This is a genomic window from Streptomyces colonosanans (genome assembly GCF_001866645.1).
Lineage (GTDB): Bacteria > Actinomycetota > Actinomycetes > Streptomycetales > Streptomycetaceae > Streptomyces > Streptomyces colonosanans.
Genome location: NZ_MLYP01000021.1, coordinates 54,862 through 81,570, shown reverse-complemented (window position 1 = coordinate 81,570; position 26,709 = coordinate 54,862). Strand labels below are relative to the sequence as shown.

The window sequence follows — 26,709 nt, the reverse complement described above, 5'->3', positions numbered from 1 at the left end:
GTGCCTGGGTTCGCCGATGGGGGTGATGGTGGTGGGAGGGGGCGCGGGCGTGCGGATCTCGCACGTACGGTCGTCCGGTCAGGGGTGGGTGACCGGAACGCGGGCGGGGGTGATGGCGTGGCGGCAGCGACGGGGCCCGACGGGGTGGGGCATGCCCGGTACACGTTCCGGCTGCGTGTGTCGTCCGCTGCCCGCGGGGTCCTGATGGCGGAGTGGGACCGGTGCTGCTGGGTGTGGAACGAGTGCGTGTCCAAGTCCAAGGCCGTGCACCTGCACAGCAAGGCCACCGGGGCAGGCGGACGTGCGGGCCGGCGCAGCTCGACAGGATGCTGACCCAGGCGCGCAAGGCGATCCCGTGGCTGCGCGAGGGCAGCTCGGTTCCGCAGCAGCAGATCATCCGCGACTTCGGCAAGTCCCGTGCCAAGGCGCGCAAGGACATCGAAGACCGGCTGCCCATGGCGAGCCGGGCCGGGATGCCTCGCCACAAGAAGAAGCGCGAGGCGAGGCCCGCCCTCAACTACACCCGGCGCGGCTTTAGTCTGAAGGACGGCCGTCTGCACCTGGCGGGCGGGATCGCCCTGACCGTGGTGTGGTCGCGAAAGCTGCCTGCAGACCCGTCGTCGGTACGCGTGTACAGGGACGCTGTCGGCCACTGGTACGCCAGCTTCGTCGTCCCCGCCGAGATTCAGCCGCTGCCACAGACCGGCGCGGTGATCGGTATCGACTGGGGCGTGAAGGACACTGCCACCACGACATCCGACACCCACACCTCCCGCACGCCGGGCACGGCGGGAAGGCCAGGCAGAAGCTGACCCGGTACGACCGGATGATGGCCCGCCGCAAGCCGAAGAAGGGGCAGGCTGCCTCGAAGGGCTACCGCGAAGCGAAACGACTGCGCGCCAAACTGCACAAGAAGGTCGCACGCCGACGCCAGGACACCGGCCGCAAGTGGGCCAAGTCCGTCGTGGCCGACCACGACGCCCTGGCCGTGGAGGACTTCAAGCCGAAGTTCCTCGCCAGGACCTCGATGGCGCGCAAGGCCGCCGACGCCGCCATCGGCGCCACCAAGCAGGCCCTGATCGAGATGGGCCGCAAGCACGGACGCACCGTGCACCTGGTACACCCCGCGCACACCACGATGGACTGCGCGCAGTGCGGAGCGAGAGCCAAGCACGCACTGCCGCTGGGTGAGCGCACCTGCACCTGCACCGCATGCGGGACCGTGAGTTCCCGGGACAAGAACTCCGCACGCGTGATGCTCGTCCGGGCTGGTCTCGACCCGGCTGGTGCTGAGGGCGTAAGACCACCCGGGGCGCCGCCCCAGGTGGCTGCCTGAGCCAGGAATCCCCTCCCTTCGAGGGAGGGGAGGATTCAACTGACTCCGGCGATTGCTTCCCGGCGTTCGGAGGGCACAACTCGCATGTCAGGTGTTGGTTCGAGGACCATGGCCAACGTGCGCTTGCTGCACTGCTCGGCACCCCCCCGCCGCTCCCTGGCCCACAGCCTGCGAGAGTGATCCTGTGCTGATGGATCCTGAGAACACGCTGTTCGTCCGTGGTGCCACACCCGTGCTCCTGCTGGCCGGCGCGCCCGTCCACGATGCCCTGCCGCTCCTGACCGCGCCCGACGGGGCGGTGCCCCTGTGCGAGGGCTGGAGCATCGTCCCCCGACTCACCTTGTGTGTCGTGGACGGACCCGGCGAACACGGACTTGTCGTTCCCGCTCTTGCTGCGCCCGTCGTCGGCGGAGCCGACGGCGGTGCGGCATCGAGCGACATGGCCGACTGGTGCGCGGATGCCGAGCCGGCCGGCGGAGCAGTCGTTCTGTCTCTGGACCAACTGCCCGAAACGCTCGACTGGTCTGCCTTGCTGTCCTCGGGCACCGTCCGCGGCGGCTTCATACCGGCCCTGGCCTGACTTCGTCGGCCCCGGACCGGCTCAGCCGGCGGTACGCCCGCCGGCTTGGCGAGCCTTGAACCCCGAAGACCCCTTTGGTGGTCTCACCGAGCGGCACCTTCAAGCAAGGCCGATAGTGGGAAAAGTGAATACAAAGGGCATGCCGGTCGTGGACGTTCTGGTGGTCGGGGCAGGCCCGACCGGCCTCTTGCTCGCAGGTGATCTCGCCAGGTCCGGGGTCGACGTCACAGTGCTCGAGCGACGCGATGGCGAATCCAACCTGAGCCGCGCCTTCGGCCTCCATGCGCGAACCATGGAGCAACTCGACGCCCGGGGCCTGGCCGACGAACTGCTCCGTATCGGCACACCAGTCCGGTCGTTGCGTCCTCTCGGCCGTATCTGTATTGACTTCTCCAGGCTCCGAACGCGCTTTCCTTTCGTGCTCATCACTCCTCAGTGGCAGGTCGAGCGGCTCCTGCTGCGCCGGGCTGAGGAAGCGGGCGCCACGATTCGGTTCGGGGTTCGGGCCACAGGGGTGCGGCAGGACCCGGACGGCGTAGACGTGGACGTGAGCGATCAGAACGGTGCCACGGCCACGCTTCGGGCCCGCTACGTGGTCGGTGCCGACGGGGCGCGCAGCGCCATCCGGCGCGGCCTGGGCATGCCGTTTCCCGGCAAGTCGGTCGTCAACTCCGTGATGTTGGCCGATGTGCTGCTTGAACGCGAACCGGAGCAACTTCTCAACTTCGCCTCGAACGACGACGGCTTCACCTTCCTCGCACCCTTCGGAGACGGCTGGTACCGGGTCATCGCCTGGGACCGGAAGCGGCAGTTGCCCGACGACGCACCGGTCTCATTGGAGGAAGTCCGCGACATCACGAAGCGAACCATCGGTGATGACCTCGGGATGCACGACTCTCGTTGGCTTTCCCGCTTTCACAGCGACGAACGGCAGGTACCCCACTACCGGCAGGGAAGGGTTTTTCTCGCGGGCGACGCCGCGCACGTCCACTCGCCCGCCGGCGGCATGGGAATGAACACCGGGATGCAGGACGCCGCCAACCTGGGCTGGAAACTGGCAGCCGTTCTGCATGGCTGGGCTGGTGATGCGCTGCTGGACAGCTACCACGCCGAGCGTCACCCGGTCGGGCGCATGGTGTTGCGCGTCAGTCACGCACTCCTCACGGCCATCATCACCCGGTCGCCTGTGATCCGCGCTGTGCGGGTATCGGTGGCCGCCGTCGCGCATCAGTTGCGCATGGTGGAGGCGCGCGTCGCGAGCGGCATTTCCGGCATCGGGATCGCCTACCACGCACCCCGGGGCTCTCATCCACTCACCGGTCGCCGAGTACCGGACCTCCGCCTCGCAGGGGAACCGGCTCGGTTGTACGAGGCGCTGCGTCAGGGCACGTTCGTACTGGTGGGCCGCGACGTTGCCGCGGTCGCCGCGCCATGGGCGGGGCGGGTGGCGACCGCCTCCCCAGCAGGCAGCCTGCATCCCACGCTACTGGTCCGGCCCGACGGCTACGTCGCTTGGGCGGCAGAGGACCCCCACCCGGATGAGGTGCGCAAGGCCCTGACCCGATGGTTGGGGGAGGTGGGTCGGCACACGGCTTGAACGGACAGCCCGGCGTCGTGGGCATCGTGTCGTGAGCGGCGTCCTCCCCGGTACCACCCGGTTTCCGGGCTCAGCTTCTGCGGCCCACGCCGCCGAACATGGCGACCTCGGGCAGTTCACCTTCGGCGGTGTCGGGACGCCAGCGGTTGCAGGAGACCACGCCGGGCGGCAGCATCTCCAGTTTGTCGAAGAACCGGGCGATGGAGCTGGGAGTGCGCTGGGTCAGTTTGGGGGTGCCGTGTTCGTTCCAGAAAGCCACTGCGGCGTCGACGTCGGGCATGTCCGGCCGCGTGACGGTGTGCGACAGGACCAGGAAGCTGCCCTTCGGCAGGCGATCCATGAAACGCCGCACGATTTCGTACGCCTCCTGATCGTCGTCGATGAAGATGACGACGCCGAGGAGCATCAGTGCCACGGGCTCACTCAAGTCCAGGGTGCGCGCGGCCTGCTCCAGAATGGAGTCGACGTTGCGCAGATCCTCGTCGAGATAGTCGGTGCGGCCCTCGGGACTGCTGTCGAGCAGGGCGGAAGCGTGGGCGAGGACGGTCGGGTCGTTGTCGGCATAGACGACGCGGGACTCGGGCGCGACACGCTGGGCAACCTGGTGCGTGTTGTCCGCGGTGGGCAGTCCGGTGCCGACGTCGAGGAACTGCCGTATGCCGTGCTCACCCGCGAGGTGCCGCACCACCCGCCCCAGGAACTGCCGGTCCGCCTGGGCGTAGTCCCCGATCCCCGGGTGCAGTTGACGGATCTGGTCTCCCGCCTGCCGGTCGACCTCGTAGTTGTCCTTGCCTCCCAGCCAGTAGTTCCAGATACGAGCCGTGTGCGGCTGGTCCGTCTTGATCCTCTTGCTCAGCTCGCCGAAGGCTGGGCTCTCGGTCATGCGACGCCCTTCAGGTCGGACCCATGAACATTCAAGAGGCGATCTAACGGCACGAGTTGGGGAGAGTGAACGTTTCACCCATGGGTCAGCAGGCGAATTCTGTGCTCCACGCGATCGGGTTGGGGCGGCTACAGCTTCCGGCAGTGCCAGCCACGCAGCAGCGGCTCGGTGGTCCGCGGTGAACATCGCGCGACGTGCGCGACGAAGGAGGAGGTGTCGGCGCTGAAGAACGCCTGTGTGCCGTCCCGACCCGCTCCGGTCCCGCTGTTGAGCCGCCCGGGCATGTCTGCCGTGGTACTCACTCCATGAGGCCGTTGCCCCAGACCCAGGCGGCGATGCCGACCCGATTGCGGGCTTCCAGCTTGCGTTGGACGTTGGCTATGTGTGTCTTGGCCGTACCGGCGGAGATGAACAGCTCCGCTCCGATCTCCGCATTCGTCAGCCCCTTGGCGACCAGTCGCGCGATCTCCGTCTCACGCTCTGTCAGCGCCTCTGCGGGCTGGGCCGGTTCTGGCTTCCCGGCGTCCTGGGCATGCCGCAGCAGGCTGACCGTGAGCGAGGGGCTGATCAGCGTGTCGCCGGCCATTGCGGCCCGCACCGCCTCCACCAGCAGCGTGGGCCCCGACCGTTTCAGCAGGAATCCGCAGGCGCCATTGCGCAGTGCGGTGTGGACATATTCGTCGAGCCCGAACGTCGTCACCACCACCACCCGCACCGGATCCGTGGCCTGGGGCCCGGCGAGTCGCCGGGTCACTTCCAGGCCGTCCAAGCGGGGCATACGGATGTCGGCGAGCAGCACGTCCGGCTTGAGGGTCTGAGCCAGTTCCATGGCCTGCCGGCCGTCACAGGCCTCTCCGACGACCTCCATGTCCGGCTGGGAGTCCAGGATCAGGCGGAATCCGATGCGCACCGACTCCTGGTCGTCGGCGAGAAGTATACGAGTGGTCACGCGCAGCACCGTAGTTGCACGGGCCACCGGTCGGCCACAAAACCGAATGCGCAGGACCGGCTCTGCGCTGTCCGGACGGCACGCGGGATCTGCCGATCGGCAGATGTGGCGGCACGAGGTCGGCCCTGCTGAACACCCGAACCAGCGAACGACAACTCCCTTTTAGGGCCTCCGATTTCGCTGTCCTTTACGCCGGCGGCTTCGGGCCCGTCTTCCCACGCCGGGCCAGGAGCCGCCTCTTTCCGCATGCCCGGGCGTTTGTGCCCGGCCGATCTCTGCTGATCGGCAGATGTGCGCGGGTCCTGGCCACGAAAGCCTGGAGACACACGACAGGAAACGCACTACCGCGACCGAGCGGTGAGAGAAGGACTCCGCATGACCGACACAGTCTTTGAAGAATCGGCCCGGCCGGGATCAGGAGAGGCACCTGCGGGCTCCGCGCCCCGCCGCCGCTGGTGGCACCGGTGGCCCGACTGGTCGGAGCGCCTGGTGGTCGTCTGGTCGTTCGTGTACGGACTGGCGGGCCTGTACTGGGCCCTGGGCGGCGACGGCTACCCCTTCGCCAAAACCATTCAGGACCGTTCCTCCGCGTCGATCCTGGAGCCGAGCAGTGCCTCGGTCGTTGCTCCCGCGATGGCGGCGTTCGGTGCCGTGGGCGTGGTCGTCGGCCTGCTGATGGTCCGTGGCCGGTGCACGGGCCGGGCTCGCAGGACGCTGCTGGCCTTCGGCTGGACGGCCGGCGCCGCCCTCACCTTCCTGGTCCCGGACTACTCGTTGCTCGGGCTGCTGGTGTTCTCGCCCGTGCTGGTGGTGTTCGTCTTCACCGGTGTCCCCGGGCCGCAGGAGCTGGGCGACATCCTGTACTGGCACCGGATCAACCTGATCATCGTCTTCGTCGGCGGACTGCTGTGGCTCGCCGCGACCCTGGCCTACCAGCGCCGCACCGGCGGCAGTTGCGTGCGCTGCGGCCGCGGCGAGCGCGCGGCGGCGAGCTGGACCGACCCGGCCGTCGCTCTGCGCTGGGGCCGCTGGGCGGTGTGGGTGGCGGTGCTGTCCACCCTGCCCTACGACATCACCCGCATCGCCTGGTATTTCGGCTGGCCGCTGGGCATCACGCACAAGTTCCTGAAGGACATGCAGGACACCCCGCGCATGCTGGACCTGGGACTGGCGCTGGGCGTGGTGTCGACACTGGGCAGCTTGCTGATGCACGGACTGGTCAGCCGATGGGGCGAGGTGTGGCCGCGCTGGGTGTGGTTCAAGCACGGCAGGCCGGTCCACCCCGCGACCGCCATCGTGCCGGCCTCGATCGTGGCCGTGGTGCTGGTCCCTGCCGGGCTGATGGCGATCCGCGGCTACGACGCGGGCATGTGGGGGACGCTCGGCCCGGCGGTCTTCTGGGCGGTGTGGGGCATGGCCCTGGGCGTGGCGACCTACGGCTACCACCTGCGCCGCCGGGGCAGCTGCCGGCACTGCGGGCGCGGCTGAACGCGCCCGATCCCCATCGCGTACTCCAGGACGAACATGTTGATATGGGGAGTGCGATGTCGGGCCGGGCAGGGCCGTGCCGGCTCAGTCCAGGGGCAGGGCCGCGGTGACCTGCCAGCCGCCGTCACTGCGCGGGCCGTATTCCAGGATGCCGCCGAGGGCACCGGCCCGCTCGGCGAGCCCCGCCAGGCCCGTGCCCCCACCGCGCCGTCCTCCGTCCTTGAGTGGTCCAGCACCGGCCTCGGTGAGGGGAGAGGCGCTGTTGGCTACCGACACGGTGAGCACGGGGGCGTCGGCGGTCGGGTCGCACCGCACGGACACGGACACCAGGGGGGTGGCGCCCGCGTGGCGGCGGACGTTGGTCAGCGCCTCGACCACGATCCGGTGGGCGGTGCCCGCCACCTCGCGCGGCACCAGCCCGACCTGCTCGGGCGAGAGCGGGATGTCCGCATGCACCTCGGCCCGCCCCGCGTCCTGGAACCGGTCGACGACGTCCGCGATGTCCGGCAGCCCGTAGGTCTGTGGCCTGCCCTCGCCCGCCGCCGCGCGGTCGGTGCCGGCGGAGTCGTCGAGCATCCGGACGGTACGGTCCATGGAGCCGAGCGCCTGCAGTCCGGCCGCCTCGATCTGTTGGAGGATCGGCAGTACCTTCTCCGGCTGGTCCGCCCCCACCACCTGTGCAGCCTGCGCGAGCACCACGATGCCCGAGACGTCGTGGGCCACGAAGTCGTGCAGATCACGGGCGAGTTCGAGCCGCTGATGGCGCCGTGCCTCCCGCACCGAGCGCAGCCGACGGGACTCCAGGGCGCGCAGATACCAGCCGACGGCACCCGCGGCGATCGCACCGAGCGCGAAGAACGCGCTCTGGGCGGCGGTCTCCAGCAGGGTCGGCGGCACCTGGAGCCGCAGCATCGCCGTCGACGCCAGCACCCCGAGGGCAGGGCAGAGGAGTACGGCGGCGCGAGCCGGGGCGTACCGGGCGAGGAGACAGACCAGCAGCAGCGTGGCGGCGATCTCCACCAGTGTTGCCATGCCGGTCGATTGGCGCTGCACCGGAGGATCGCCGAACACGGTGCCCAGCGTGGACACTGCCGCCACCCCCAGTGCCACCGGCACCACATGGACCCGGTCGCGCCAGCCGGCCACGGCCAGCGCGCCGAGTACCACCACCGTCATCGAAGCGACCGACCGCCAGCCCGCCGAGCCACCGGCGACCAGCCCGCCCGCCACCGCGAGGACCGCGAGCGCCGCGCAGGCCGGCCGAACAACCCGGCGCTGGATGTGGTTCCCGATATTCGCGGTCATCCGTCCCATTCTATTGACGGATGATCAACTCATCTGGGCATACAGAGCTTCGCGACTCTTGATGACGGCGCTGCGGCGGTCGCTCGCAGGCGTGGTCGTTCCCCGCGGGAGTCGTGGTACGGGGGGCATGACCCCCCTGGGGGTACGGTTCCGGCGATTTCATGAAGTGGCTGCGCTGGCTGGATCACGTTGCGTAGTCAGGGTGTTACGAGACATTGCCCGGAGGTAATGCCGTACGTTCCACGCCGTTTCCGTGAGCGCATCGGAAGGGGAGCAATGTGCGAACCATCGACCCGAGTGACGCTTCTTGGCGGAAGAGCAGCTACAGCAACCAGGGCGGTGGCGCGTGTGTCGAGGTCTCTGTCGACTTCGCCGCTGTCGTCCCGGTGCGGGACAGCGAGCTTTCTCACAGTCCGGCACTCAACTTCCCGGCAGGCGGCTGGTCCTCCGTCGTCGCGGCACTGAAGGACGGTCAGTTGAGCGCCTGAACAGCGACGCCATGGCCCCGCGACCGGTTCGAACCGCTCATGGGGCCGTTGGCATTCCCGGACGGGCGTCGGGTCAGGCGATCACCGCCGCCCGTACGCACAGCACATCCGGCAGCTGGCATGCGAGCCGCTGCCAGCTGTCGCCGTCGTCCGCTGACGCGTACACCTCGCCGTTGCGATTGCCGAAGTACACGCCTGCCGGGTCCGCATCGTCCGTGCACAAGGCATCGCGCAGCACCGTGCCGTAGTGGTCCTCGCCGGGCAGCCCCTCCGCGAGCGGCTCCCAGCTCTTGCCCGCGTCCGCCGTGCGGAAGACACGGCAGCGGCGGTCGGCCGGGACGCGGTCCGAGTCCGCGGTGATCGGGAAGACGTACGCCGTGTCCCCGCGGTGGGGATGGGCGGCCGCGGCGAACCCGAACGTCGACGGCAGGCCGGCGCCGATGTCCGTCCAATGGGCGCCCGCGTCGTCGCTTCGGTACACCCCCCAGTGGTTCTGCAGATACAGCCGGTCAGGGGTCACCGCGTCCTGCGCGATCTTGTGCACGCACTGGCCGAACTCCGGGTCCGGATCCGGCAGGAACACCGCGGAGAGACCCGAGTTGGACGTCTCCCAGCTCGCCCCGCCGTCCCGGGTCCGGAACACCCCGGCCGTCGACACCGCGACCGTCATGGCCTTCCGGTCCCGCTTGTCGGTGAGCACGGTGTGCAGGCCCTCGCCACCGCCGCCCGGAACCCACTTGTCGCGTGTCGGGTGTTCCCACAGGGGGCGCACGAGGCTGAAGCTCTCGCCCCGGTCCTCGGAGCGGTACAGCGCGGCCGGTTCCGTGCCCGCGTACACCACGTCCGGCTCGGCGGCCGCCGGGTGCAGCTGCCAGACGCGCTCCAGCGAAGCACCCGTGTCCTTCGGGAACTTGACGGCGGGCTGCGCGGGCTTGGTCCAGGTGCGGCCGAGGTCGTCGGAGTGGAAGACGGACGGACCCCAGTGCGCGTTGTCCCCTCCGGCCAGCAGGCGCGGGGTGCCTGCGCGGGTGTCGATGGCGACCGAGTAGACCGCCTGCGTGTTGAAGTACGGACTCTCGTCGAACTTCCAGGCGCCGCCCCGTCGCCGCCCGATGAACAGTCCCTTGCGTGTGCCCACGGTGAGCAGTACGTCGGCCATGTCGATACCTCCGAAATGCCGTTTCTCCAGCACCGCTCAGTGTGCACCCCAGCACTGACAGTCACCGTCCGGCATCTGGTCCCCGCAGGTCAGGGTCCGTGTCGCGGGAGATGGGGGGAGCGGACCGCACCCGGGCCGAGAGGGTGGTCATGCGGTCGAAGAGGAACGGAACGCGGGCTAGCGTGGAGTCGTGTGCACAGCAGCGGTGCGGGCGTGACCTACGTGCTGCCGTGGACGCGACTGCGTCGATCTCCGTGAACAAGGTGCTCCTCCTTCCGGTCGGCTCGCGAGGGGGCGCTGGCGGCCACGTCGCACAACATGGCGCTCGCAGTCGCGCGGAATACCCCGGGGGGTAAGCGTGCTAGCCTTCTCATATACCCCGGGGGGTAATCTTCGGAGGAAGGGAGCGTCTGGTGTTCTTCGTCGACACCATTGAGCTGTCGGGGCTTGGGAACCGCAGCTATCTGGCGGGCGGTGCGCGCACGGCCGTGGCCGTCGATCCACCCAGGGACATCGACCAGGTCCTCGCCGCGGCAGCGCGTCGCGGTGTGCGGATCTCGCACGTCGTCGAGACGCATCTGCACAACGACTACGTCTCCGGCGGACTGGAGCTGGCTCGTATCAGCGGCGCCGTCTACCTGGTCCCGGCCGCCGCGCACGTCTCGTTCGAGCGTACCGCCGTGCACGACGGCGACACGGTGGAGATCGACGCCGGTCTGACGCTGCGAGCCCTGGCCACCCCCGGACACACGCCGCACCACACCTCCTACATCCTGGAGGACTCCGGCATGGCCGTGGCGGTGTTCACCGGCGGTTCCCTGCTCATCGGCACGGTCGGCCGCCCCGACCTGGTCGAGCCCCGGCTGACCAAGCAGCTCGCCCGCGCCCAGCACGCCTCCGTCCACCGACTGGCCGCCGAACTCGCCGATGACACCACGGTCCTGCCCACGCACGGCTTTGGCAGCTTCTGCTCCTCGGCCCAGGCCGCCGGAACGGCCACCACCATCGGCAGGGAGAAGGAGGTCAACGACGCCCTCGTACGGGACGTCGACACCTTCGTCGCGGACCTGCTGGCCGGGCTGGAGGACATACCCGCCTACTACGCGCACATGGGCCCGGTCAACGCCGCCGGTCCCGCACCGGTCGACCTGACCCCGCCCGCGCTCGCCGACGCCGAGGACATCGCCGCGCGCCTTGCCGCGGGGGAGTGGGTGGTGGACCTGCGCAGCCGTGTCGCGTTCGCGGAGGGCCACCTGGCGGGCTCGTACAACTTCGACGCCGACGGGCAGTTCGCCACCTATCTGGCCTGGCTGGTCCCGTGGGGCAAGCCCGTCACCCTGCTCGCCGGGTCGCCGGAACAGCTGGCGGCCGCCCAACGCGAGCTGACCCGGGTGGGCATCGACCGTCCGGCTGCCGCGGCCGTCGGTGGACCCGCCTCCTGGATACGGGAGGGTGAGGAACCGGCCTCCTTCCGCCGCGCCACCTTCGCCGACCTCGCGGACCGGCGCGCCAGTGGCGACGTGGTGGTCCTGGACGTCCGCCGCGACTCCGAACGAGCCGACGGTCATGTCGAGGGGTCGGTGCACATCCCCATCCACACCCTGCACCGGCGGCTCGACGAGGTCCCCGCGGGTGAGGTGTGGGTGCACTGCGCGGGCGGCATGCGCGCCGCGATCGCCGCTTCTCTGCTCGACGCCGCAGGCCGTGAGGTCGTCGCCGTCGACGACGGGTTCCGGTCGGCCGAGGAGGCCGGTCTCACCGAGTGCGGGAGCCACGGCGACGGCGGTCCGACCGCGTGACCACCCTGATCATCGCTCTCGTCGCCGGTGCCGTCGTCGGACTGGCACTCGGCGCGCTCGGCGGCGGCGGAAGCGTCCTGGCCGTCCCCGTCCTGATCCATGTACTCGGCTTCACCCCGGTCGCCGCCACCACGGCGAGCCTGGTCATCGTGACCGCGACGTCCGTGACCGCCCTGGCCGCCCACGCCCGCGAGGAGAACGTCCGCTGGCGGACGGGAAGCCTGTTCGCCGCAGCGGGCATCCTCCCGGCCATGCTCACCGGAGTGATGGCGGCCCGGGTGCCCGACGCCGTACTGACCAGTGCCTTCGCCGTCATCGCGATGGTGGCCGCGCTGCGCATGCTCAGGCCGGCGTCCGTGGCCGACGGCGGGCGCGAGGTGCGGGCGGTCCCGGCCGCCGCTGCCGGAGCGGGCCTCGGCGCGGTCACCGGATTCCTTGGTGTCGGCGGCGGTTTCCTCGCCGTACCCGCGCTGGTGAGCGTCCTCGGGCTGCGGATGCGGCTCGCGGTGGGCACCAGTCTGCTGGTCATCACGATCAACTCGCTGGCGGCACTCGTGGTGCGTACGGGCACCGCCGACGGGCTCGACTGGTCGGTCATCGCACCCTTCGCCGGGGCGGCGATCCTGGGTGCGTGGGACGGCAAACGACTCGCCGCCCGCGTGTCCGGGGGCCTGTTGCAGCGGGTCTTCGCGGTGGTGCTGCTGGCGGTGGCCGCCTTCATGCTGATCGAGGCGCTCGTGTGACCACGGCGCCGCACGGCAGCCGCGCGGGGCCGGGTGTTCCGGGCCCCGCGTTCGCGGTCTCACGCCAGCGACAGGAACAGCTTCTCCAGTCGCGCCCGCAGTTCCTCGCGATCCTCCGCCGACTTGACGCCGTCCTCGCCATCGACCAGGCACTTCTGCAGGCCGGTCGCGATGATCGCGAAGCCCGCGCGGTCGAGAGCCCGGGACGCGGCGGCAAGCTGGGTGACCACGTCCTCGCAGTCCCGGCCCTCCTCGATCATCCGAATCACACCAGAGATCTGGCCCTGCGCACGGCGCAGTCGGTTCAGCACGGCGCGAAGCTCGGCGCCAGCGAGATCCAGGTCCACGATCAGCTCCTCAGAAATACCCCTAGGGGTAATCTACCTCGCCCGGGGGAGTCAATGACACTCAAGGATGACACCGATGTCCGACACATCGGCCATCCGCGGGTGTGCTCCGCCTGCGCGACGAGGGTCCGGCCGCGCCCCGGCCGACCGTATCGAGCGCAGCAGGGTCGGCCGGTCCAGTGCCGCGCCGGCGTCAGACCGAGCGGTGGTACTGCTTCGGTATGTGTACCTCGCCGCTCAGGTCGCGGGCCGCGAGGCGGGCGAAGGACGGGTTGCGGAGCAGCTCGCGGCCCAGCAGCACCGCGTCCGCCTCGCCGTTGGCCAGAATCTTCTCTGCCTGCTCGGCGCTGGTGATCAGCCCGACGGCGGCGACCGGAAGAGAGGTCTCCGCCTTTACGCGGGCGGCGAAGGGAACCTGGTAGCCGGGGCCGGTCGGGATGTGCACCCCCGAGGCGTTGCCGCCCGTCGAGACGTCGAGGAGGTCCACGCCGTGCGCCTGCAGCTCGGCCGCGAAGCGCACCGTGTCGTCGGCGGTCCAGCCGTTTTCGTCCAGCCAGTCGGTGGCGGAGACGCGGAAGAACAGCGGCTTGTCGTCCGGCCACACCTCCCGTACGGCATCGACGACCTCCAGCGGGAAGCGGGTGCGGTTCTCGTAGCTGCCGCCGTAGGCGTCCGTGCGGTGGTTCGAGTGCGGCGAGAGGAACTCGTGGATCAGGTAGCCGTGGGCACCGTGGATCTCCACGACCTCGAAGCCGGCGGCCAGGGCGCGGCGTGCCGCGTCCGCGAACCGGCCCGCGATCTCCTGGATCTCGTCCACGGTCAGCTCGGCCGGTACCGGGTGGCGCGTGTCGAAGGGCAGTGCGCTCGGGGCGACGGGATGCCAGCCGTGTGCGTCGGGGCCGACCGGCGCGCCTCCCTTCCAGGGGCGGTCGGTCGAGGCCTTGCGGCCGCCGTGTGCGAGCTGGATCGCCGGCACCGTGCCCTGCTCGGCCAGGAAGCGCGTGATGCGGCGGAACGCCTCCGTCTGCGCGTCGTTCCACAGGCCCAGGTCGTACGGCGAGATACGGCCCTCGGGTGAGACCGCGGTCGCCTCGACGATGATCAGCCCCGTGCCTCCGGCCGCCCGCGCCGCGTAGTGCGCGAAGTGCCAGTCGTGCGGGACGCCCATCGCGGGACCCTCCGGTGCCGCCGAGTACTGGCACATCGGGGGCATCCAGATCCGGTTCGGGATGGTCACATCGCGCAGGGTGTGGGGCTCGAAGAGCACGCTCACGGCGGACTCCATTCGGTACGGGGCCGGTGGACTGCTCCTACGATAAACCTCGTAGTACGGGAAGTGTCAAACTATGATGAGTCTCGTACAATGAGGTGGACAGCAAGTTGGCGGTATAGCGGCCGCCTCCTGGTGAACTCCTGGACGAAGTGGAGCCGTCGTGACCACCGTCACCTCCAGCCGTGACCTTCCGCATCCGGCGCGCGAGGAGATCCGTCTGGAGGCCGTGCTGCACGCGCTGTCCGACCCCATGCGGCTGCAGATCGTGCGAGAGCTCGCCACCGACGGCGGCGAACTCACCTGTTCGCACTTCGACCTGCCCGTCACGAAGTCCACGACCACGCACCACTTCCGGGTGCTCCGCGAGAGCGGGGTGATCCGGCAGGTCTACCGGGGCACGGCCAAGATGAACGGCCTGCGCAGGGACGACCTGGACGACCTCTTTCCGGGGCTTCTCGGCACCCTCCTCGGTGCCGCCGCGCGTCAGGCCGGCCGCCTCGGGGGCGCCTGAACCGGCCTCCGCGGCGAGGAGCCGACGAGCCGCGGAGGCTCTGGCACGACCTGGCAACGGGCCGTCCGGCTGTCCGGCTGTCCGCGCATTTCTCCCGCGTGCCTTACCGGGTGCTCATGTGCGCGGCGGCCATGAGGGACTGCCAGTCAGGCAGCTTCACCACGCGCCGCCCCAGCGACGCCCCCAGCTCCGCTTCCGCCCGCTCGATCGCCAGCCATCCCGCCCATTCGACGGGTGCGGGACCGTCGGTACGCAGGGCTGTGAGCGCGTCGTCGGGTACCGCACGCCGTACGAGGCCGGGCGCATCCTCCAGTAGCGCGGTCACCGTCTCCTTCGCGCACGGCCGGTTGGTGCCGATCACTCCTGTCGGGCCCCGCTTGATCCACCCTGCCACGTACTCACCCGGCGAGACCGCACCGTCCCGCAGCACCCGTCCCGCCCGGTGCGGCACCGTACCGGTCCCCGGATCGAACGGGAGCCCCTCCAGCGGCACTCCGCGGTAGCCGACCGAGCGCAGCACGAGTTGGGCCTCGATGTCCTCGTACCGCCCACTGCCCCTCACGCCTCCTTGCCCGTCGGGCACCGTCCGCTCGAAGCGCACCGCGCCCACGCGGCCTTTGCCGGCGAGCAGTTCGACCGGTCGCAGGAAGAAGCGCAGCCGGATCCGGCGTGCGGCACCCCGGGGCGGTGTCGCGGCCCAGCCGCGCAGCACCTCGACGTTGCGGCGCTGGGTCGCCGGAAGCCCGGACGGATCGACGTACTCGGGATCGAGTGCCAGCTCCTCATCGTCCACGACCACATCGGTGTCCGGCAGAGCGCCCAGCTCACGCAACTCCTTGGTGGTGAAGCGGGCCTGGGAAGGGCCGCGCCGGCCCACCATATGGATCTCGGTGACCTTGCTGTCCGCCAGAGCGGCGAGCGGTTCCTGCGGCATGTCGGTGGGACGCAGCTCCGTCACTCCGCGGGCCAGCATGCGGGCCACGTCCACCGCGACGTTCCCCACGCCGATCACCACAGCCGCCCGCGCTGCGAGAAGGAAACCGTCGGCGACGGAGTCCGGGTGCGCGCTGTACCAGGACACGAACTCGGTCGCAGACCAGCTGCCGGGCAGTTCCTCGCCGGGGATGCCGAGGTGCCGGTCGGTGGCGGCGCCCACGCAGTAGACCACCGCGTGGTACAGCTCGCGCAGCAGGGCGGGCGGCACCCCGCCCGCTCCCACGTGGACCCCGCCGAGGAAGCGGATCCGCTCGTGCTCGAGGACTGTGCGCAGATTGTTCTGCAGTGACTTGATCTTCTCATGGTCGGGCGCCACGCCGTACCGGACCAGCCCGTACGGGCACGGCAGCCGGTCGAGGACGTCGACGCGCACCTGCGGATCCTGCTGGACAAGGTTCTGTGCGGTGTAGACCCCGCTGGGCCCGGAACCGACGACGGCGACATGCAGCACGGGCGGAACTCCCTCGCAGAGGAGGTCGCTGGTGGCTCCAGCATGGCACCGCGCGCTGCGTGAGGGGAGTAGCGGTGGGCGTGGCGCTGGGCCGACGGGGTGCGATGCCCCCCGCCCGTGCGTGGCTCTCCCTCACGCGTGTGATCACTCACTTACGTTGCGTATGTGCTGGAAGCATCCTTTCAGAATCCTTCTGATCACTTTCGATCGGACGGGGTCGTGTCTGTGTGGCCTGCATGGGAAGTGCAGGAGCGCGAGAGCACCACGTCGTGGTTCACCGTGCGGCTGGATCTTCCCAACGGGGCGCTCGTCGATGTGCTGGCCGTGGCGGCCGGCGGATGTGTGGCGATCGAGGAGGTACGGGCCGAGCCGCCCCTGTCGCTCGATGACCTGGCGGCGCTCGCCGACCGGATCGAGGAACCGTTGCTCGAGGCCTGTGGCTTCCGCTCCGGGCCGTCCCGTGAGTCCGCCGGGGAGTCGGAGCCTCCGGCCCGCCCCGACATGCCGCGCGGCATCGAGGAGTGGCGCCTGGTTGCGGAGGAATACCGCGCCGCCCAGGAGAGGGGGGCCGACCCGGTGCTCGCGGTGATGTGCGCGACGGGGTACAGCCGCCGTCGGTCGCTGAAGCTGATCGGCAGCGCCCGCGACGCCGGCCTCCTGGCGCCACGTCACGTACGACGCTGAGCCGGCGCGCCGGGCTCCGGCCCCGGACGGACGGGTCGACCCGTCAGGGCGTGTCGCACATTGCGCCATTGCCGCGAGCAGAACGTCCGGGCGCAGCCGACTACTTCGGCTGACCGTTCTCCCGAGGGCCGCGGGCCTCCGTCGCGAAGAACCGTGACAGATCCGTGGTGCACGCCGTCTGGGGGTCCGGCGGGGCACCCATATCCCGGTCGAGGCCGTACCGTCTGAACAACTCCGCCCGCAGTACGGGCAGTGGCATCGGAGCGCCCGGCACCAGCGCCGCGTAGACCGCGCCCATCAGCAGGGCCCGCAGTGTCGGGTAGTCGGCGCCTGGATCCGTCGACCCGTGCCGGGTGACCGTGTCCCGCAGCAACTCCGCCAGTCGCTGCTGCTCGGGGCACTGCACGAATCCCTCGGCCTGCAGGATGCCCGCCATGTGATGGCGCATGAGCACGGGGTGGTGGACGGTGAGGCCCAGGACCGCGTCGATGGCGCGCGCCATCCGCTCCCGGCCGTCCTCGGTGCGCGGCTCGCGCTCCAGGGCCTCTTCCAGGGTGCGGTGCATCAGCCGGTGCACGGCCGACTGCAGAAGCTGCCGTTTGCCGGGGAAGTAGTACGACACCAGCCCCCGGGCGGAACCGGCGCGGTCTGCGATGTCGCCGAGCGTGGTCGCCGCGTAGCCGCGCTCGCTGACCAGTTCGACGGCGGCCTGAAGGAGTCGCTCGCGGGAACGCCTCCGCAGTTCTTCATTGACCGAGGCGCTGCGCGGGGACATCCTGGACTCCTGCGTTGACTGGCTACCAGCCAACTATACTCAGCGCGTCCGGGTCCGGCCTTGGTGGTTCGGTTCCGGGCGGCGGCTGCTCTGGGTCACGCGGGGGATGGCCCAGAGCGGTCGCCGGTGCCACTGCCGGCGGACGGTTTCGCGTCAGATCAGCCGCGGAAGGCCTGCTTTCAGGACTCTTTCCGGCGCGCAGCGGCCACGACGTCGCGCGCGGCTCTGTACGGCCCGCGCACCGGACGGACGGCTCAGTCGATCAGCTCCAGCACGGGGCGGAGCCCGTCCGGGCGTTCGGGCACCGGGCGGTGGTCGACGAAGTGCACCGCACAGCCGAGGTCTGCCGCCCCGCCGTCCGCGCGGCGGTCGTCGCCGACCATCAGCGTGTCCTGCGGGGCGACGCCGAGCGCGTCGCAGGCGAGAGCGAACAGCCGCGTGTCGGGCTTCTGGATGCCGTGTTCGTACGACAGAAGGTACGCGTCCACGTACGGGTCGATGCCGTGCTCACGGAAGACCGGCCGCAGGTCCCAGCCGATGTTGCTGACCACGCCGACGGCCAGCCCGCGCTTGCGCAACGTGCCGAGCACCTCGAGGGTGTCGGGGTAGGGCCGCCAGGCGGCGGGCGTCCTATGGCGGTCGTACAGCGCGTCGTGGAGCCGCGGGTCCGGCAGCGGCACCTGACGCGAGAGGCCGGTGTACGCGGCCCGATGCGCCTCGGCGCTGCGGTCCCGGACCGCCCACAGTGCGGCAAGGTCCTCCGGTAGCGGCTCCGCGGGGAGGGCGCCGCCGGCCAGCGCGCCCGCCGACTCCAATCGCTCGGCCGTATGCGTCAACTCCGGCTCGGGCAGGGTGATGCCGGCCTCCGCCAGTACCGCGCGCAGCCACGAAGTGGTCGGCTCGATGCGGAAGAGGGTCCCGGAGAAGTCGAAGAGCACGCCCTTGATCGCCATAGAGCCGATCCTTCGGGACGTGTGTTCAGGCCGTCAAGAGCGCCCCGCGGGCCGGGCGTTACCCGGACAGTGCCACCGCTCGTACGACGCCACCGAGAGCGCGACCAGCAGGGCCCCGAGCAGCCAGCCCCCCATCACATCGGAGGGCCAGTGCACGCCGAGCCAGACTCGGGTCAGCCCCACGCCGACGACGGAGACCACGGCCACCGCGAGCGCGGTGGACCACAGGGCGCGCCCGGCGCCGTACCCGCGAAGAAGCCACAGCAGCAGGCCGGACACCACCGTCGCCGTCAGGGCGTGACCGGAGGGGAAGGCCGCGTAGTGGGCCGAGTCGACGGGATCGGGCCACACGGGGCGTTCCCGGCCGATGGCGGCTTTGAGGGCCTGCTGCACCAGTGTGCCGAGCACACAGGTGGCCGCCACCCATAGTGCGAGCCACCATGCCCGGTGCCGCCACACCAGCCACACCACCGCGGCCGCACACAGGGTGCGCATGGTCAGTGGGTCCCACACCCAGTCCGTCAGGATGCGGGAGGCATGCGTGACCTCCCGGTGGCCGACCGCCCAGCGGTGCGTGGTGCGCGCAATGTCGCCGTCCAGCGCCATGAGGGGGTGCCAGGAGACGACGACCAGCACCAGGAGCAGCAGCGACGCGGCTGCCAGAGCTGCGGCGGCGAGTGCCACGGTCCGCGGCCTTTGCCGAGGGGGTGGTGAGTCGAGGGGCGCGAAGTGCATACCGTGATCCTCGCCGACGCGCGCGCCACCGGGCCACCGGCTCCCGCGACCGGTGGCTACCGCAGAGCCTGCAGCCCCGGCACGAAGGCCACCAGGACCGGAATCACCGGTACCAGTGCCGCGGTCGCCGTCAGCCGGAGCCGGTGCGCCGCCGGCAGCCGGTCGGGGGGAGTCAGGAGACGGTGGACGCGTTGCGGCACATCAGCGTGCGGGGCGGGACCGGGTCCGAACACGCCCCGGTCCTCGTTGAGTTCCACCAGCGCGAGCGCGATCGTGAGGCGGCCGTGGCGGCGCGAGGCCATGTCGTCGGCGGCGAGTTCGACCAGCCGGTGCATCTCGTCACGGAACGCGGCGAAGACGGGTACCTGCGGAAAACCATGGGCGAGTGCGGCCGAGGCGTGCAGCAGCCAGTCGTGCCGGGCCCGCGCATGCCCCTGCTCGTGGGCGACTACGGCGTCCAGCTGCTTGCCCTTGAGTCGACGCAACGCGGCGGTGGTGATGACCAGTTGGGGTGTGGCTCCGGGCAGCCACCGGGCATCCGGACGCTCACCCTCCAGGACCACCAGTCGCTCGTCGCCAGGCTTCTCGCCGGGCAGCAGCGGGGCCCGGACGAGCAGGTCGGCCCGGCGCTGCCGACGGCGCGTCCGCGCCCGGGCGATCTCCCGGACCAGCATCGCCGCGCTCCACGCCCCACCGCAGGCCAGGACCACGGCGGTCGTCGCTGCCCAGGGCCTCCCGGTGCTCAGTGCGTAGGCGTTCACGACCGAGTGAGGCGCGGGGGCGAACACATGGGACCGCACGGCCGCCCAGGCAGCGGCGGCGCTCAGCGTCATCGACAGCACGCAGCACACCAGAACGGCCGCCACCACGCACTGCCACACCCACAGGGCGACCACCGGTTCCCGGTCCGGCCAGTCCGCTCGGGCCAGTAGCCGCGGAGCGAGGATGGCGGTCAGGGCGCCGAGCAACAGCAGTGCCGCGGGGACCATCATGGGCCGAAGCCTATGAGCCGGGCGGTGCCACGGGATACGCACCGTCGCGGCAAAGTGACGTACGCCACGGCCTCGTCCGGCCTTGGCCGAGGCTGGAACGGGGTACGGCGGGCGTCAGAGGGTGAGGAGCATCGCCAGCATCCCGATGGCCATGGACAGGCGGCAGGCGTGCGCGAGTTCGGGCCGATCGCCCCAGCCCGCGGAGCGTGTGCCCCTTGCCCCGGTCGCCGCCGAGACCGGCACCAGCCGTACCCCGGACCACAGCGCGTACCCCGCGAAGTAGACGAGGAACGCCCCGGTGAGGAGCGGGACTCCGCCGTGCCCACCGTGCCCGTGGTGGCCGGGGGAGGCGGCCATCGCCGCCGCCATGTAGACCATCGCGAACGCGCCCACCAGATGGTGCAGATGGTGAGCGTGCGTGCGGGCGGCGAACAGCGCCCATGCAGCGGCCGCGCCGAAGACCACCAAGTAGGCGGTCCCGGCCCAGCGGGGCGGCGCCACGACCGCCGGGGGCACCGCCATCACCGCCATGCCGAACCCCATCAGCGCTTCGCCGCCCGCGGCCCGGCGCTGCTCCTCGACGGTGCTGCGCATGCGCAGCAGACAGTAGACGCCGGTCGCCGCGCACAGCGCGACGAGCAGCCAGCCGGGTGCGGCCGGTCCGTGCACCGCGCACCTCCCCCTCGACGGTCCCGGACGGTCGCAGAGGGAATGCCCGTCACCGATGGTGCGCACGCGAGCGCACAGGGGTGCGAGGGGGAGCGCAAGGCCCGCGGTGCAGGTGGGGGCCTTCCACGCGCATATCTTTTACAAGTAAAACACCTGCTAATCTTGTCATCATGTGCAGTGCGACCCCCAGGACCTCCCGTGTGCGCCCTCTCCCTCTCTCCGGGCTGCTACGCCTCGGCAGGCCTTCCGATATCTGGTTCAAGCCCGCGCTGAGCGTCGTCGCCGCGGTCGCCCCGCCGAACCTGCTCCTGCTCGCCCTGGGCCACCTCGACCTGGCGGCCTACACGATGGCGGGCTCGCTCTGTGCCCTCTACGCGCACAACCGGCCGTACGCGGCCCGGGCCCGCGCCCTCGCCTGGGTCGTGCTCGGCATGGTCGGCGGGCTCGCCGCCGCCCTGGTCGCCGCGTCGCTCACCACCAACGCCGTGGTGCTGGTGACCGTCGGCGCCCTGCTCGCGGCGGTCCAGAAGGTGCTCTGCGACGCGACCCGCATCGGACCCCCCGGCAATGTGATCTTCGCCTTCGTCAGTTCGGCGTCCTTGTTCATCCCGCAGACCCTCGGCCAGGTACCCGGCCATGTCACCCTGGCCGTGGCGGCGGGTGCCTGGTCGTGGATCGTGGGCATGGCGCCCGGCCTCCTGCGGCCGCACGGGCCCGAGCGCCGCGCCACCGCGCACGCCCTGAACGCGACCGCCGCGTTCGTCGAAAAACAGACGGCCGCGGCCCGGGCCGGTGCCGCGGCCGCCGTGCACACCGCCTGGCAGTCGCTGCTGTTCACCGGCGCCCGCTCCGCGCCCCGGCGCGCTCTCGAACGGCTCGTCGTCCGTGCCGAGGTGGCGCTCGCCGCGCCCGCCGACACCGACCCCGAGCGGCTGCGTGCCTGGGCCCGCGCCCTACGGGGCACCGGGCCTCTCCCGCAGCCGGACGACCTCGGTGAGGCCGCCGACGACCTCCTCGGCGTCGAGGCCGAACTCGACAGCCCGCCGCGCCCGTTGCACCGCCGGCTCGGCCCGCTCGCCCCTCTCGCCCTGCGCACCGCGCTCGGCTGTGCCCTCGCCGGCTATGCCTCGCTCGCGCTCGGTATCGGCCGCCCGTACTGGGCGCTGGTCACCGCCGCCTCGCTCTACCAGGCCAATATCACCCTCACCTGGCGGCGCGGCGTCCAGCGCGTCGTCGGAAACCTCGTCGGCGTTCTGGTCTTCGCGGCGATCGCCCCGCTCATCCATCTCAGCCACCTCGCCGTCGTCCTGTGCGGGCTGGCCTTCAGCTTCGGTGCCGAGGCGCTGATCAGCCGCAACTACTGGCTCGGCAGTATCTGCGTGACCCCGATGGCGCTGCTCGTCACCGAGTTCGGCCACTATCAGGAGCCCGGCGGGCTGATGACCGACCGGGTCCTGGACACCCTCGTCGGGGCCCTGGTCGGCTTCGTCGCCGCGATCGCTGTCACCAACCGGCGCGCCGGTGACCGTATCGAGCACGCGCTCGCCGCGGTGGAGCGCGCCCGCGAGCACGCGACTGCTGTCGTGGCCGCAGAGCGCCCCGAACCCGGCACCCTGGAGACCGCACGCCGCGCTCTGGCCGCTGCCGTAGTGGACCTGCGTGCCGCCGCCGACACCGCGGCCGGAGAATGGTGGCTGGGCGCCCTGCCGGAGGAGCGGGTGCTGCGCGCCGAACAGGCCGGACACCGTACGCTCGCCGCGACGGTACGACGGCAGGGACTGCACATCTCGGAAGGCGCGCAGGCATGACGGCAGCGAACGGACGGGCGAGTACGACGGGGAGCGGCTCCGCCGGGCGGACGGCCGCGGATGCAGGGACAACCAGAGGGCGGGCCGCCGACGGTGCTCCCGCCGGGCGCGGCCCCGTGGATGACACCGTCGCTGCCGTCGTGCGTCAGTGGCAGGCTGTCCATCCCCACATCGACACCGCCCCCATGGAGATCATCGGCCGCATCAACCGCTGCGCTGCCCTGCTCCAGCAGGCCGAGGATGCACCGCTGCGCCGGGCAGGGCTCACCCGGCCCGAATTCGACGTCCTCGGCGCCCTCCGGCGCACCGGCCACGAGTTGACCCCGGGTGAGATCGCCCGTGAGACGTTCTCCTCCGGCGCCGCCGTCACCAAGCGCCTCAAGCAGCTCAGCGAACGCGGCCTGATCGAGCGGCACGGCGACACCCGGGACCGTCGTGTCGCCCACGTCCACCTCACGGACGCGGGCCGCGACCTCATCGACCGCATCCAGCCCGAACAGCTCTCCTACGAGAGGATCGCCCTGTCCGGCCTCGACGGCGACGGACAGCAGGACCTCGCCGCCCTGCTCGGCGAGTTGCTCATCCAGCTGGAAGGCCGGCTCGGGGCGCCGCGCGGCTGATCGCACGGTACGAGCTCCAGGCCCTGGGCGGCATCAGCTGCCCGGGCGGTAGCGCAGGGGGTGGTCGGCCGGGATCTCCACCAGGACGATCTCCGTGCCGTCCGGGTCCTCGATCCACATCTCGATCAGACCCCAGGGCTCCTTGACGGGCGGACGCACGATCGCCACGCCCGCACGGGTCAGTTCCTCGTGCGCGGCCGTCATGTCTGGCACCTGCAACCACAGCTTCAGCGCGGGGGAGGGCGGGACGTCGCTGCGCCCCGCCACCTCCAGGAAGCCTCCGCCGAGGAAGTACACGGTCCCTCGCTCCGGCCCCGTACCGAACTCCCGGTAGACCGGGAGCCCCAGTTTCCCGCCGTAGAAGGCGCGGGAACGCTCGGGGTCGGAGGGGCGCAGGAGGGTGCGGCTGCTCAGTACGTGGACCATACGGGCGGAGCCTAGCCAGATGATTACCCTCGTCGGTGCCCAAGCCGCGCCACCGAATCGGAGAAGCCGCCCATGGACAGTGTCACCAGCGCTATCAGCACCAGCGATGCCACGACCGGACTGACGTTCCGTGACGCCACCGACGCCGACGCCGACGCGCTGGTCGCGCTGATCCAGTCGGCGTACCGCGGCGACTCCAGCCGGGCGGGCTGGACCACCGAAGCGGACATCCTGGAGGGGCAGCGGATCGACTCCGAGGGCGTGCTCGAGGCCATGCGGGCGCCCGGCGGCAGGCTGCTCGCCGTCGCGCGCGAAGGGGAGATCATCGCCTGCTGCCAGCTTGAACACCACGGCGACCACGCCTACTTCGGCATGTTCGCGGTCAGCCCCGGCCTTCAGGGCGGGGGTATCGGCAAGGCGGTCATCGCCGCGGCGGAGCGGACGGCCCGCGCGACCTGGGGCGTCTCCGAGATGCAGATGACCGTGATCTCCGTACGGGACGACCTGATCGCCTGGTACGAGCGGCGCGGCTACCGCCGTACGGGACGGATGAGCCCCTTCCCGTACGGCGACGAGCGCGTCGGCATCCCGATCCGCGACGACCTGCAGTTCGAACTGCTGGTCAAGCCGCTGGTCTGACACTCCCCGTCGCGGAGCCCGGCGCGACGTTCACGCGGTGAAGCGGCCGGTGCGCTTGATCTCCGGGTAGTCCGTGGTCGCGCCGTCCAGCTCCAGCGCGCGGACGAGCCGCAGGTGGTCCTGGGTGTTCACCACCCAGCCGATGATCTTGAGGTCCGCCTTGCGCGCATGCTCGACGACCTCCAGGGTCAGTCGGCGGATGTCGAGACAGACGGTCCTGGCACCGGCCGCGACGGCGCGATCCACCACGTCGGTGCCGTAGCGGCCGGCGATCAGCGCGGTGCGCACGCCCGGTACGAGCCGGGTGATCTCGGTGATCGCCTGGTCGTGGAACGACGACACCTGGACCCGGGAGACCAGGTCCCTGCGCCGCATCACCTCGGCCAGCGTTCGCGCCGCGGCCACGTCCTTGATCTCCGCCTGCAGCGGTGCCCGCACCGCGTCCAGGACCTCCTCGAAGACGGGGACGCGCTCACCGCGGCCCGCGTCGAGCGCGCGCAGCTCGGAGAGGGTCTTTCCGGCGATCGGGCCCGTGCCGTCCGTCGTACGGTCCACATCGGCGTCGTGCATGATCACCAGGACGCCGTCCTTGCTCAGATGCAGATCGAGTTCGATCACATCGAGTCCCGCGCGCTCGGCGGCGACGAAGGACCGGAGGGTGTTCTCGGGTTCGACACCCATGACTCCGCGGTGACCGATGGTGAGGAAGTTCAAGGTTCAGCTCGCTTCCGTCGACGGCGGCTCGGCTTCCGCGCGCGGCGCTCCCGTCGTACCCGCGCGGCACGGCCGCAGCCTAACGGCCCGGCCCGGCGCCGGACCCGCTCCTGCGCGGGCCGATGGCGCGCGGCGCGGCGCGATGCGGGGCCGTGCGGCCGGCCGTGGGTCACTCCTGGGTGGGCGCGTCGTACGACTGTTGACCTCACGCACCGCGGCACGGAAAGCACCCCCTGTGATGTCCGACAGGAAAATGCGCGGTGAGGGCAGGGGTGGCGCAGGATATTTTCCCGATTGTCCTCTTGCTGAGAGAAACCCTGTATGCCTACGGTGTCCTTACGAGAGGTTCTCCCGTGGAGGATGGGTTATGACGGAAATTCTTGTGCAGGCGGGTTCGGAGGAGCAGGTTCCTTCGCAGAACAGGGTGGTGGACCACCCCGCTTGGCCCGTGCTCAAGGATGCCGTGGCCCAGATCCGGCCGTGGCAGGCCAAGGACGGTTCGATCGACTTCGACGCCGAGGGCGCGCCCGCCCCGGCCGACGCCGAGCGCGCCGTGCGCAGTGTGGTGCAGGCCGTGGAAGAGCTGTCCCCGCTGCTGCCGCACGACGCCGCGTACCACGAGGCGCTCGTGAAGGACCTGCGCCGGTGGGCCGAGGAGGGCTTCAAGGTGCCCGACTTCCTGGACTCGCTGCTGGCCTTCCAGCCCGCCGCCCAGCGCCAGGACGGCAGGCAGCACCTGGCCGTCTTCCCGATGTACACACAGAACGGCAACCTGGACCGCAACCTCGAGGCGGTCGTCCTGCGCATGGTCTGGCCGGAGTGGCTCGCCGAGCTGGAGGCCACCCGCTACGACAACCCGCTGTTCTGCGGCATCACCTTCGAGGACTTCACCGGGGGCTACAACACCAACTCGGCCGTCCTGTTCCCGGAGACGGTCGCCGTGCGTGAGGCCCCCGAGAGCTTCACCTGGGGCGCCATCTTCTGCGACCGCGAGGCCGCCCGCTTCCGCCGGGTCACCGAGGCGGCCGTCGACATCCTGGGCCTCGAGCTGCCCGAGGACATCGCCGCGATGGTGCAGGACCAGGAGCGCTGCCAGCAGGCCTTCGTCCTGTGGGACATGATCCACGACCGCACCCACAGCCACGGCGACCTGCCGTTCGACCCGTTCATGATCAAGCAGCGCCAGCCGTTCTGGATGTACGGCCTGGAGGAGCTGCGCTGTGACCTCACCTCGTTCAAGGAGGCCGTGCAGCTGGAGGCCGACGGCTTCCCGCAGGGCCGCGACGTGCAGTACGCGGTGCTCTTCGACCGCATGTTCCGCTTCCCGGTCACGGGCGACCGCGTCCGCAACTACGACGGCGTCGGCGGCCAGCTGCTCTTCGCCTACCTGCACCAGCACGACGTCGTCCGCTGGACCGACAACAAGCTGCACATCGACTGGCAGCGCGCTCCCGAGGTCACCAACCAGCTGTGCGGCGAGATCGAGAACCTGTACCGGGCGGGCATCGACCGTCCCAAGCTCGTCCACTGGCTCAAGGGGTACGAGCTGGTCTCCACCTACCTCGCTCCGCACCCGGCCTCCCGCTGGGCCAAGGGCCCGGACGCCCTGGACCTGACGCTGCCGCCGCGTAAGCTCGTGGACGACGTGCTTGCGGACGAGTTTCCGCTGAGCATGTTCTATGAGGCGCTTGCCAAGAAGCTCAAGAACGTGATCGCCTCCACCAAGGGCATCACCGCAAAGACCCCCGAGCAGGCCGCCGCATGAGCGTCCGCGCCGTAGGTATGGGTG

Annotated in this window: 27 protein-coding genes and 1 pseudogene; 13 read left to right on the top strand and 15 right to left on the bottom strand. The window is 70.7% G+C overall.

The features are described from left to right. Positions 1–204 precede the first annotated feature (204 nt). The 3 genes and pseudogenes from BIV24_RS08280 to BIV24_RS08270 all read left to right on the top strand — a co-directional run bounded on the left by BIV24_RS08280 (position 205) and on the right by BIV24_RS08270 (position 3,513). Positions 205–1,336: pseudogene (locus BIV24_RS08280) on the top strand (RNA-guided endonuclease InsQ/TnpB family protein). A 190-nt stretch (positions 1,337–1,526) separates the two neighbouring features. After that, positions 1,527–1,916, top strand: a complete 390-nt coding sequence (locus tag BIV24_RS08275) for a hypothetical protein (protein ID WP_245766701.1) — start codon at positions 1,527–1,529, stop codon at positions 1,914–1,916. 124 nt (positions 1,917–2,040) lie between these two features. Further along, positions 2,041–3,513 carry an FAD-dependent oxidoreductase gene (locus tag BIV24_RS08270; protein ID WP_245766700.1) on the top strand — a complete coding sequence of 491 codons (1,473 nt, stop codon included), beginning with the start codon at positions 2,041–2,043 and terminating at the stop codon, positions 3,511–3,513. A 70-nt stretch (positions 3,514–3,583) separates the two neighbouring features. On the opposite strand, the gene BIV24_RS08265 is transcribed toward BIV24_RS08270, so the two are convergent. The 3 genes from BIV24_RS08265 to BIV24_RS08260 form a co-directional block, all read right to left on the bottom strand. After that, positions 3,584–4,396, bottom strand: a complete 813-nt coding sequence (locus BIV24_RS08265) for an SAM-dependent methyltransferase (protein WP_071365535.1) — start codon at positions 4,394–4,396, stop codon at positions 3,584–3,586. 128 nt (positions 4,397–4,524) lie between these two features. After that, a complete protein-coding gene (locus tag BIV24_RS34190) occupies positions 4,525–4,698 on the bottom strand; it encodes a hypothetical protein (protein WP_177198642.1) in 174 nt (57 codons plus the stop codon). Beyond that, positions 4,695–5,345: a response regulator gene (locus tag BIV24_RS08260; protein WP_071365534.1), complete on the bottom strand. Its 651-nt coding sequence runs from the start codon at positions 5,343–5,345 to the stop codon at positions 4,695–4,697. Before BIV24_RS08260 ends, BIV24_RS34190 begins: the two co-directional genes overlap by 4 nt. A 375-nt stretch (positions 5,346–5,720) precedes the next feature. Here BIV24_RS08260 and BIV24_RS08255 point away from each other — a divergent pair, with 375 nt between their 5' ends. Beyond that, a complete protein-coding gene (locus BIV24_RS08255) occupies positions 5,721–6,833 on the top strand; it encodes a hypothetical protein (RefSeq protein ID WP_071365533.1) in 1,113 nt (370 codons plus the stop codon). 84 nt (positions 6,834–6,917) lie between these two features. On the opposite strand, the gene BIV24_RS08250 is transcribed toward BIV24_RS08255, so the two are convergent. Next, a complete protein-coding gene (locus BIV24_RS08250) occupies positions 6,918–8,138 on the bottom strand; it encodes a sensor histidine kinase (RefSeq protein WP_245766699.1) in 1,221 nt (406 codons plus the stop codon). Positions 8,139–8,416: 278 nt separating this feature from the next. On the opposite strand from BIV24_RS08250, the gene BIV24_RS08245 reads away from it, so the two are divergent. Beyond that, a complete protein-coding gene (locus BIV24_RS08245) occupies positions 8,417–8,626 on the top strand; it encodes a DUF397 domain-containing protein (protein ID WP_071365531.1) in 210 nt (69 codons plus the stop codon). Between the two features lie 73 nt (positions 8,627–8,699). Here the strand turns inward: BIV24_RS08245 and BIV24_RS08240 are convergent, their stop codons facing one another. Beyond that, positions 8,700–9,785, bottom strand: a complete 1,086-nt coding sequence (locus tag BIV24_RS08240; RefSeq protein ID WP_107459273.1) for a WD40/YVTN/BNR-like repeat-containing protein — start codon at positions 9,783–9,785, stop codon at positions 8,700–8,702. A 413-nt stretch (positions 9,786–10,198) separates the two neighbouring features. Here BIV24_RS08240 and BIV24_RS08235 point away from each other — a divergent pair, with 413 nt between their 5' ends. After that, positions 10,199–11,584 (top strand): MBL fold metallo-hydrolase, encoded by a 1,386-nt coding sequence (locus tag BIV24_RS08235; RefSeq protein WP_071365529.1) that lies wholly within the window; start codon positions 10,199–10,201, stop codon positions 11,582–11,584. Next, complete coding sequence (locus BIV24_RS08230) at positions 11,581–12,327, top strand: sulfite exporter TauE/SafE family protein (protein ID WP_071365543.1); 747 nt, start codon at positions 11,581–11,583, stop codon at positions 12,325–12,327. The genes BIV24_RS08235 and BIV24_RS08230 overlap by 4 nt, the downstream gene beginning before the upstream one ends. Positions 12,328–12,386: 59 nt before the next feature. Here the strand turns inward: BIV24_RS08230 and BIV24_RS08225 are convergent, their stop codons facing one another. Beyond that, a complete protein-coding gene (locus BIV24_RS08225; RefSeq protein WP_071365528.1) occupies positions 12,387–12,674 on the bottom strand; it encodes a metal-sensitive transcriptional regulator in 288 nt (95 codons plus the stop codon). 193 nt (positions 12,675–12,867) lie between these two features. Beyond that, entirely contained in the window at positions 12,868–13,947 is a 1,080-nt protein-coding gene (locus tag BIV24_RS08220; protein WP_071365542.1) for an NADH:flavin oxidoreductase/NADH oxidase, read from the bottom strand. A gap of 160 nt (positions 13,948–14,107) precedes the next feature. Here BIV24_RS08220 and BIV24_RS08215 point away from each other — a divergent pair, with 160 nt between their 5' ends. Then, complete coding sequence (locus tag BIV24_RS08215; protein WP_071365527.1) at positions 14,108–14,458, top strand: ArsR/SmtB family transcription factor; 351 nt, start codon at positions 14,108–14,110, stop codon at positions 14,456–14,458. Between the two features lie 103 nt (positions 14,459–14,561). Here BIV24_RS08215 and BIV24_RS08210 read toward each other — a convergent pair whose 3' ends face one another. Further along, a complete protein-coding gene (locus tag BIV24_RS08210; protein ID WP_071365526.1) occupies positions 14,562–15,905 on the bottom strand; it encodes an FAD-dependent oxidoreductase in 1,344 nt (447 codons plus the stop codon). A 219-nt stretch (positions 15,906–16,124) separates the two neighbouring features. Between BIV24_RS08210 and BIV24_RS08205 the strand changes: the two genes are divergently transcribed. Continuing rightward, positions 16,125–16,589, top strand: a complete 465-nt coding sequence (locus tag BIV24_RS08205) for a DUF6214 family protein (RefSeq protein WP_071365525.1) — start codon at positions 16,125–16,127, stop codon at positions 16,587–16,589. Between the two features lie 100 nt (positions 16,590–16,689). Here the strand turns inward: BIV24_RS08205 and BIV24_RS08200 are convergent, their stop codons facing one another. The 5 genes from BIV24_RS08200 to BIV24_RS08180 all read right to left on the bottom strand — a co-directional run bounded on the left by BIV24_RS08200 (position 16,690) and on the right by BIV24_RS08180 (position 20,713). Continuing rightward, positions 16,690–17,364, bottom strand: coding sequence for a TetR/AcrR family transcriptional regulator (locus tag BIV24_RS08200; RefSeq protein ID WP_071365524.1), 675 nt, complete (start codon positions 17,362–17,364; stop codon positions 16,690–16,692). A gap of 254 nt (positions 17,365–17,618) precedes the next feature. Then, complete coding sequence (locus BIV24_RS08195; protein ID WP_071365523.1) at positions 17,619–18,317, bottom strand: HAD family hydrolase; 699 nt, start codon at positions 18,315–18,317, stop codon at positions 17,619–17,621. Positions 18,318–18,350: 33 nt separating this feature from the next. Then, complete coding sequence (locus BIV24_RS08190; RefSeq protein ID WP_071365522.1) at positions 18,351–19,052, bottom strand: phosphatase PAP2 family protein; 702 nt, start codon at positions 19,050–19,052, stop codon at positions 18,351–18,353. 56 nt (positions 19,053–19,108) lie between these two features. After that, positions 19,109–20,044, bottom strand: coding sequence for a M56 family metallopeptidase (locus BIV24_RS08185; protein ID WP_071365521.1), 936 nt, complete (start codon positions 20,042–20,044; stop codon positions 19,109–19,111). 114 nt (positions 20,045–20,158) lie between these two features. Next, positions 20,159–20,713, bottom strand: coding sequence for a DUF5134 domain-containing protein (locus tag BIV24_RS08180; protein WP_071365520.1), 555 nt, complete (start codon positions 20,711–20,713; stop codon positions 20,159–20,161). Positions 20,714–20,883: 170 nt separating this feature from the next. Here BIV24_RS08180 and BIV24_RS08175 point away from each other — a divergent pair, with 170 nt between their 5' ends. Together BIV24_RS08175 and BIV24_RS08170 are read left to right on the top strand one after the other, a co-directional pair. Then, positions 20,884–22,521, top strand: a complete 1,638-nt coding sequence (locus BIV24_RS08175; RefSeq protein ID WP_071365519.1) for an FUSC family protein — start codon at positions 20,884–20,886, stop codon at positions 22,519–22,521. After that, complete coding sequence (locus BIV24_RS08170; protein ID WP_071365518.1) at positions 22,518–23,141, top strand: MarR family winged helix-turn-helix transcriptional regulator; 624 nt, start codon at positions 22,518–22,520, stop codon at positions 23,139–23,141. The genes BIV24_RS08175 and BIV24_RS08170 overlap by 4 nt, the downstream gene beginning before the upstream one ends. A 33-nt stretch (positions 23,142–23,174) precedes the next feature. Here BIV24_RS08170 and BIV24_RS08165 read toward each other — a convergent pair whose 3' ends face one another. Continuing rightward, positions 23,175–23,567: a VOC family protein gene (locus BIV24_RS08165; protein ID WP_071365517.1), complete on the bottom strand. Its 393-nt coding sequence runs from the start codon at positions 23,565–23,567 to the stop codon at positions 23,175–23,177. Between the two features lie 72 nt (positions 23,568–23,639). Here BIV24_RS08165 and BIV24_RS08160 point away from each other — a divergent pair, with 72 nt between their 5' ends. Then, positions 23,640–24,206 (top strand): GNAT family N-acetyltransferase, encoded by a 567-nt coding sequence (locus BIV24_RS08160; protein ID WP_071365516.1) that lies wholly within the window; start codon positions 23,640–23,642, stop codon positions 24,204–24,206. 30 nt (positions 24,207–24,236) lie between these two features. On the opposite strand, the gene BIV24_RS08155 is transcribed toward BIV24_RS08160, so the two are convergent. After that, positions 24,237–24,920, bottom strand: a complete 684-nt coding sequence (locus tag BIV24_RS08155) for a glycerophosphodiester phosphodiesterase (protein WP_071365515.1) — start codon at positions 24,918–24,920, stop codon at positions 24,237–24,239. 367 nt (positions 24,921–25,287) lie between these two features. Between BIV24_RS08155 and BIV24_RS08150 the strand changes: the two genes are divergently transcribed. Continuing rightward, on the top strand, positions 25,288–26,685 hold the full coding sequence (locus tag BIV24_RS08150; RefSeq protein WP_071365514.1) for a DUF6421 family protein: 1,398 nt from the start codon (positions 25,288–25,290) through the stop codon (positions 26,683–26,685). Positions 26,686–26,709 lie beyond the last annotated feature (24 nt).

What these genes read in the sequence shown, in the direction of transcription:
- BIV24_RS08275 (WP_245766701.1), top strand. Translation starts at nt 1,527, where the DNA reads ATGGATCCTGAGAACACGCTGTTCGTCCGTGGTGCCACACCCGTGCTC.
- BIV24_RS08265 (WP_071365535.1), bottom strand. Translation starts at nt 4,396, where the DNA reads ATGACCGAGAGCCCAGCCTTCGGCGAGCTGAGCAAGAGGATCAAGACG.
- BIV24_RS08255 (WP_071365533.1), top strand. Translation starts at nt 5,721, where the DNA reads ATGACCGACACAGTCTTTGAAGAATCGGCCCGGCCGGGATCAGGAGAG.
- BIV24_RS08250 (WP_245766699.1), bottom strand. Translation starts at nt 8,138, where the DNA reads ATGACCGCGAATATCGGGAACCACATCCAGCGCCGGGTTGTTCGGCCG.
- BIV24_RS08240 (WP_107459273.1), bottom strand. Translation starts at nt 9,785, where the DNA reads ATGGCCGACGTACTGCTCACCGTGGGCACACGCAAGGGACTGTTCATC.
- BIV24_RS08200 (WP_071365524.1), bottom strand. Translation starts at nt 17,364, where the DNA reads ATGTCCCCGCGCAGCGCCTCGGTCAATGAAGAACTGCGGAGGCGTTCC.
- BIV24_RS08195 (WP_071365523.1), bottom strand. Translation starts at nt 18,317, where the DNA reads ATGGCGATCAAGGGCGTGCTCTTCGACTTCTCCGGGACCCTCTTCCGC.
- BIV24_RS08190 (WP_071365522.1), bottom strand. Translation starts at nt 19,052, where the DNA reads ATGCACTTCGCGCCCCTCGACTCACCACCCCCTCGGCAAAGGCCGCGG.
- BIV24_RS08185 (WP_071365521.1), bottom strand. Translation starts at nt 20,044, where the DNA reads ATGATGGTCCCCGCGGCACTGCTGTTGCTCGGCGCCCTGACCGCCATC.
- BIV24_RS08175 (WP_071365519.1), top strand. Translation starts at nt 20,884, where the DNA reads ATGTGCAGTGCGACCCCCAGGACCTCCCGTGTGCGCCCTCTCCCTCTC.
- BIV24_RS08170 (WP_071365518.1), top strand. Translation starts at nt 22,518, where the DNA reads ATGACGGCAGCGAACGGACGGGCGAGTACGACGGGGAGCGGCTCCGCC.
- BIV24_RS08165 (WP_071365517.1), bottom strand. Translation starts at nt 23,567, where the DNA reads ATGGTCCACGTACTGAGCAGCCGCACCCTCCTGCGCCCCTCCGACCCC.
- BIV24_RS08160 (WP_071365516.1), top strand. Translation starts at nt 23,640, where the DNA reads ATGGACAGTGTCACCAGCGCTATCAGCACCAGCGATGCCACGACCGGA.
- BIV24_RS08150 (WP_071365514.1), top strand. Translation starts at nt 25,288, where the DNA reads ATGACGGAAATTCTTGTGCAGGCGGGTTCGGAGGAGCAGGTTCCTTCG.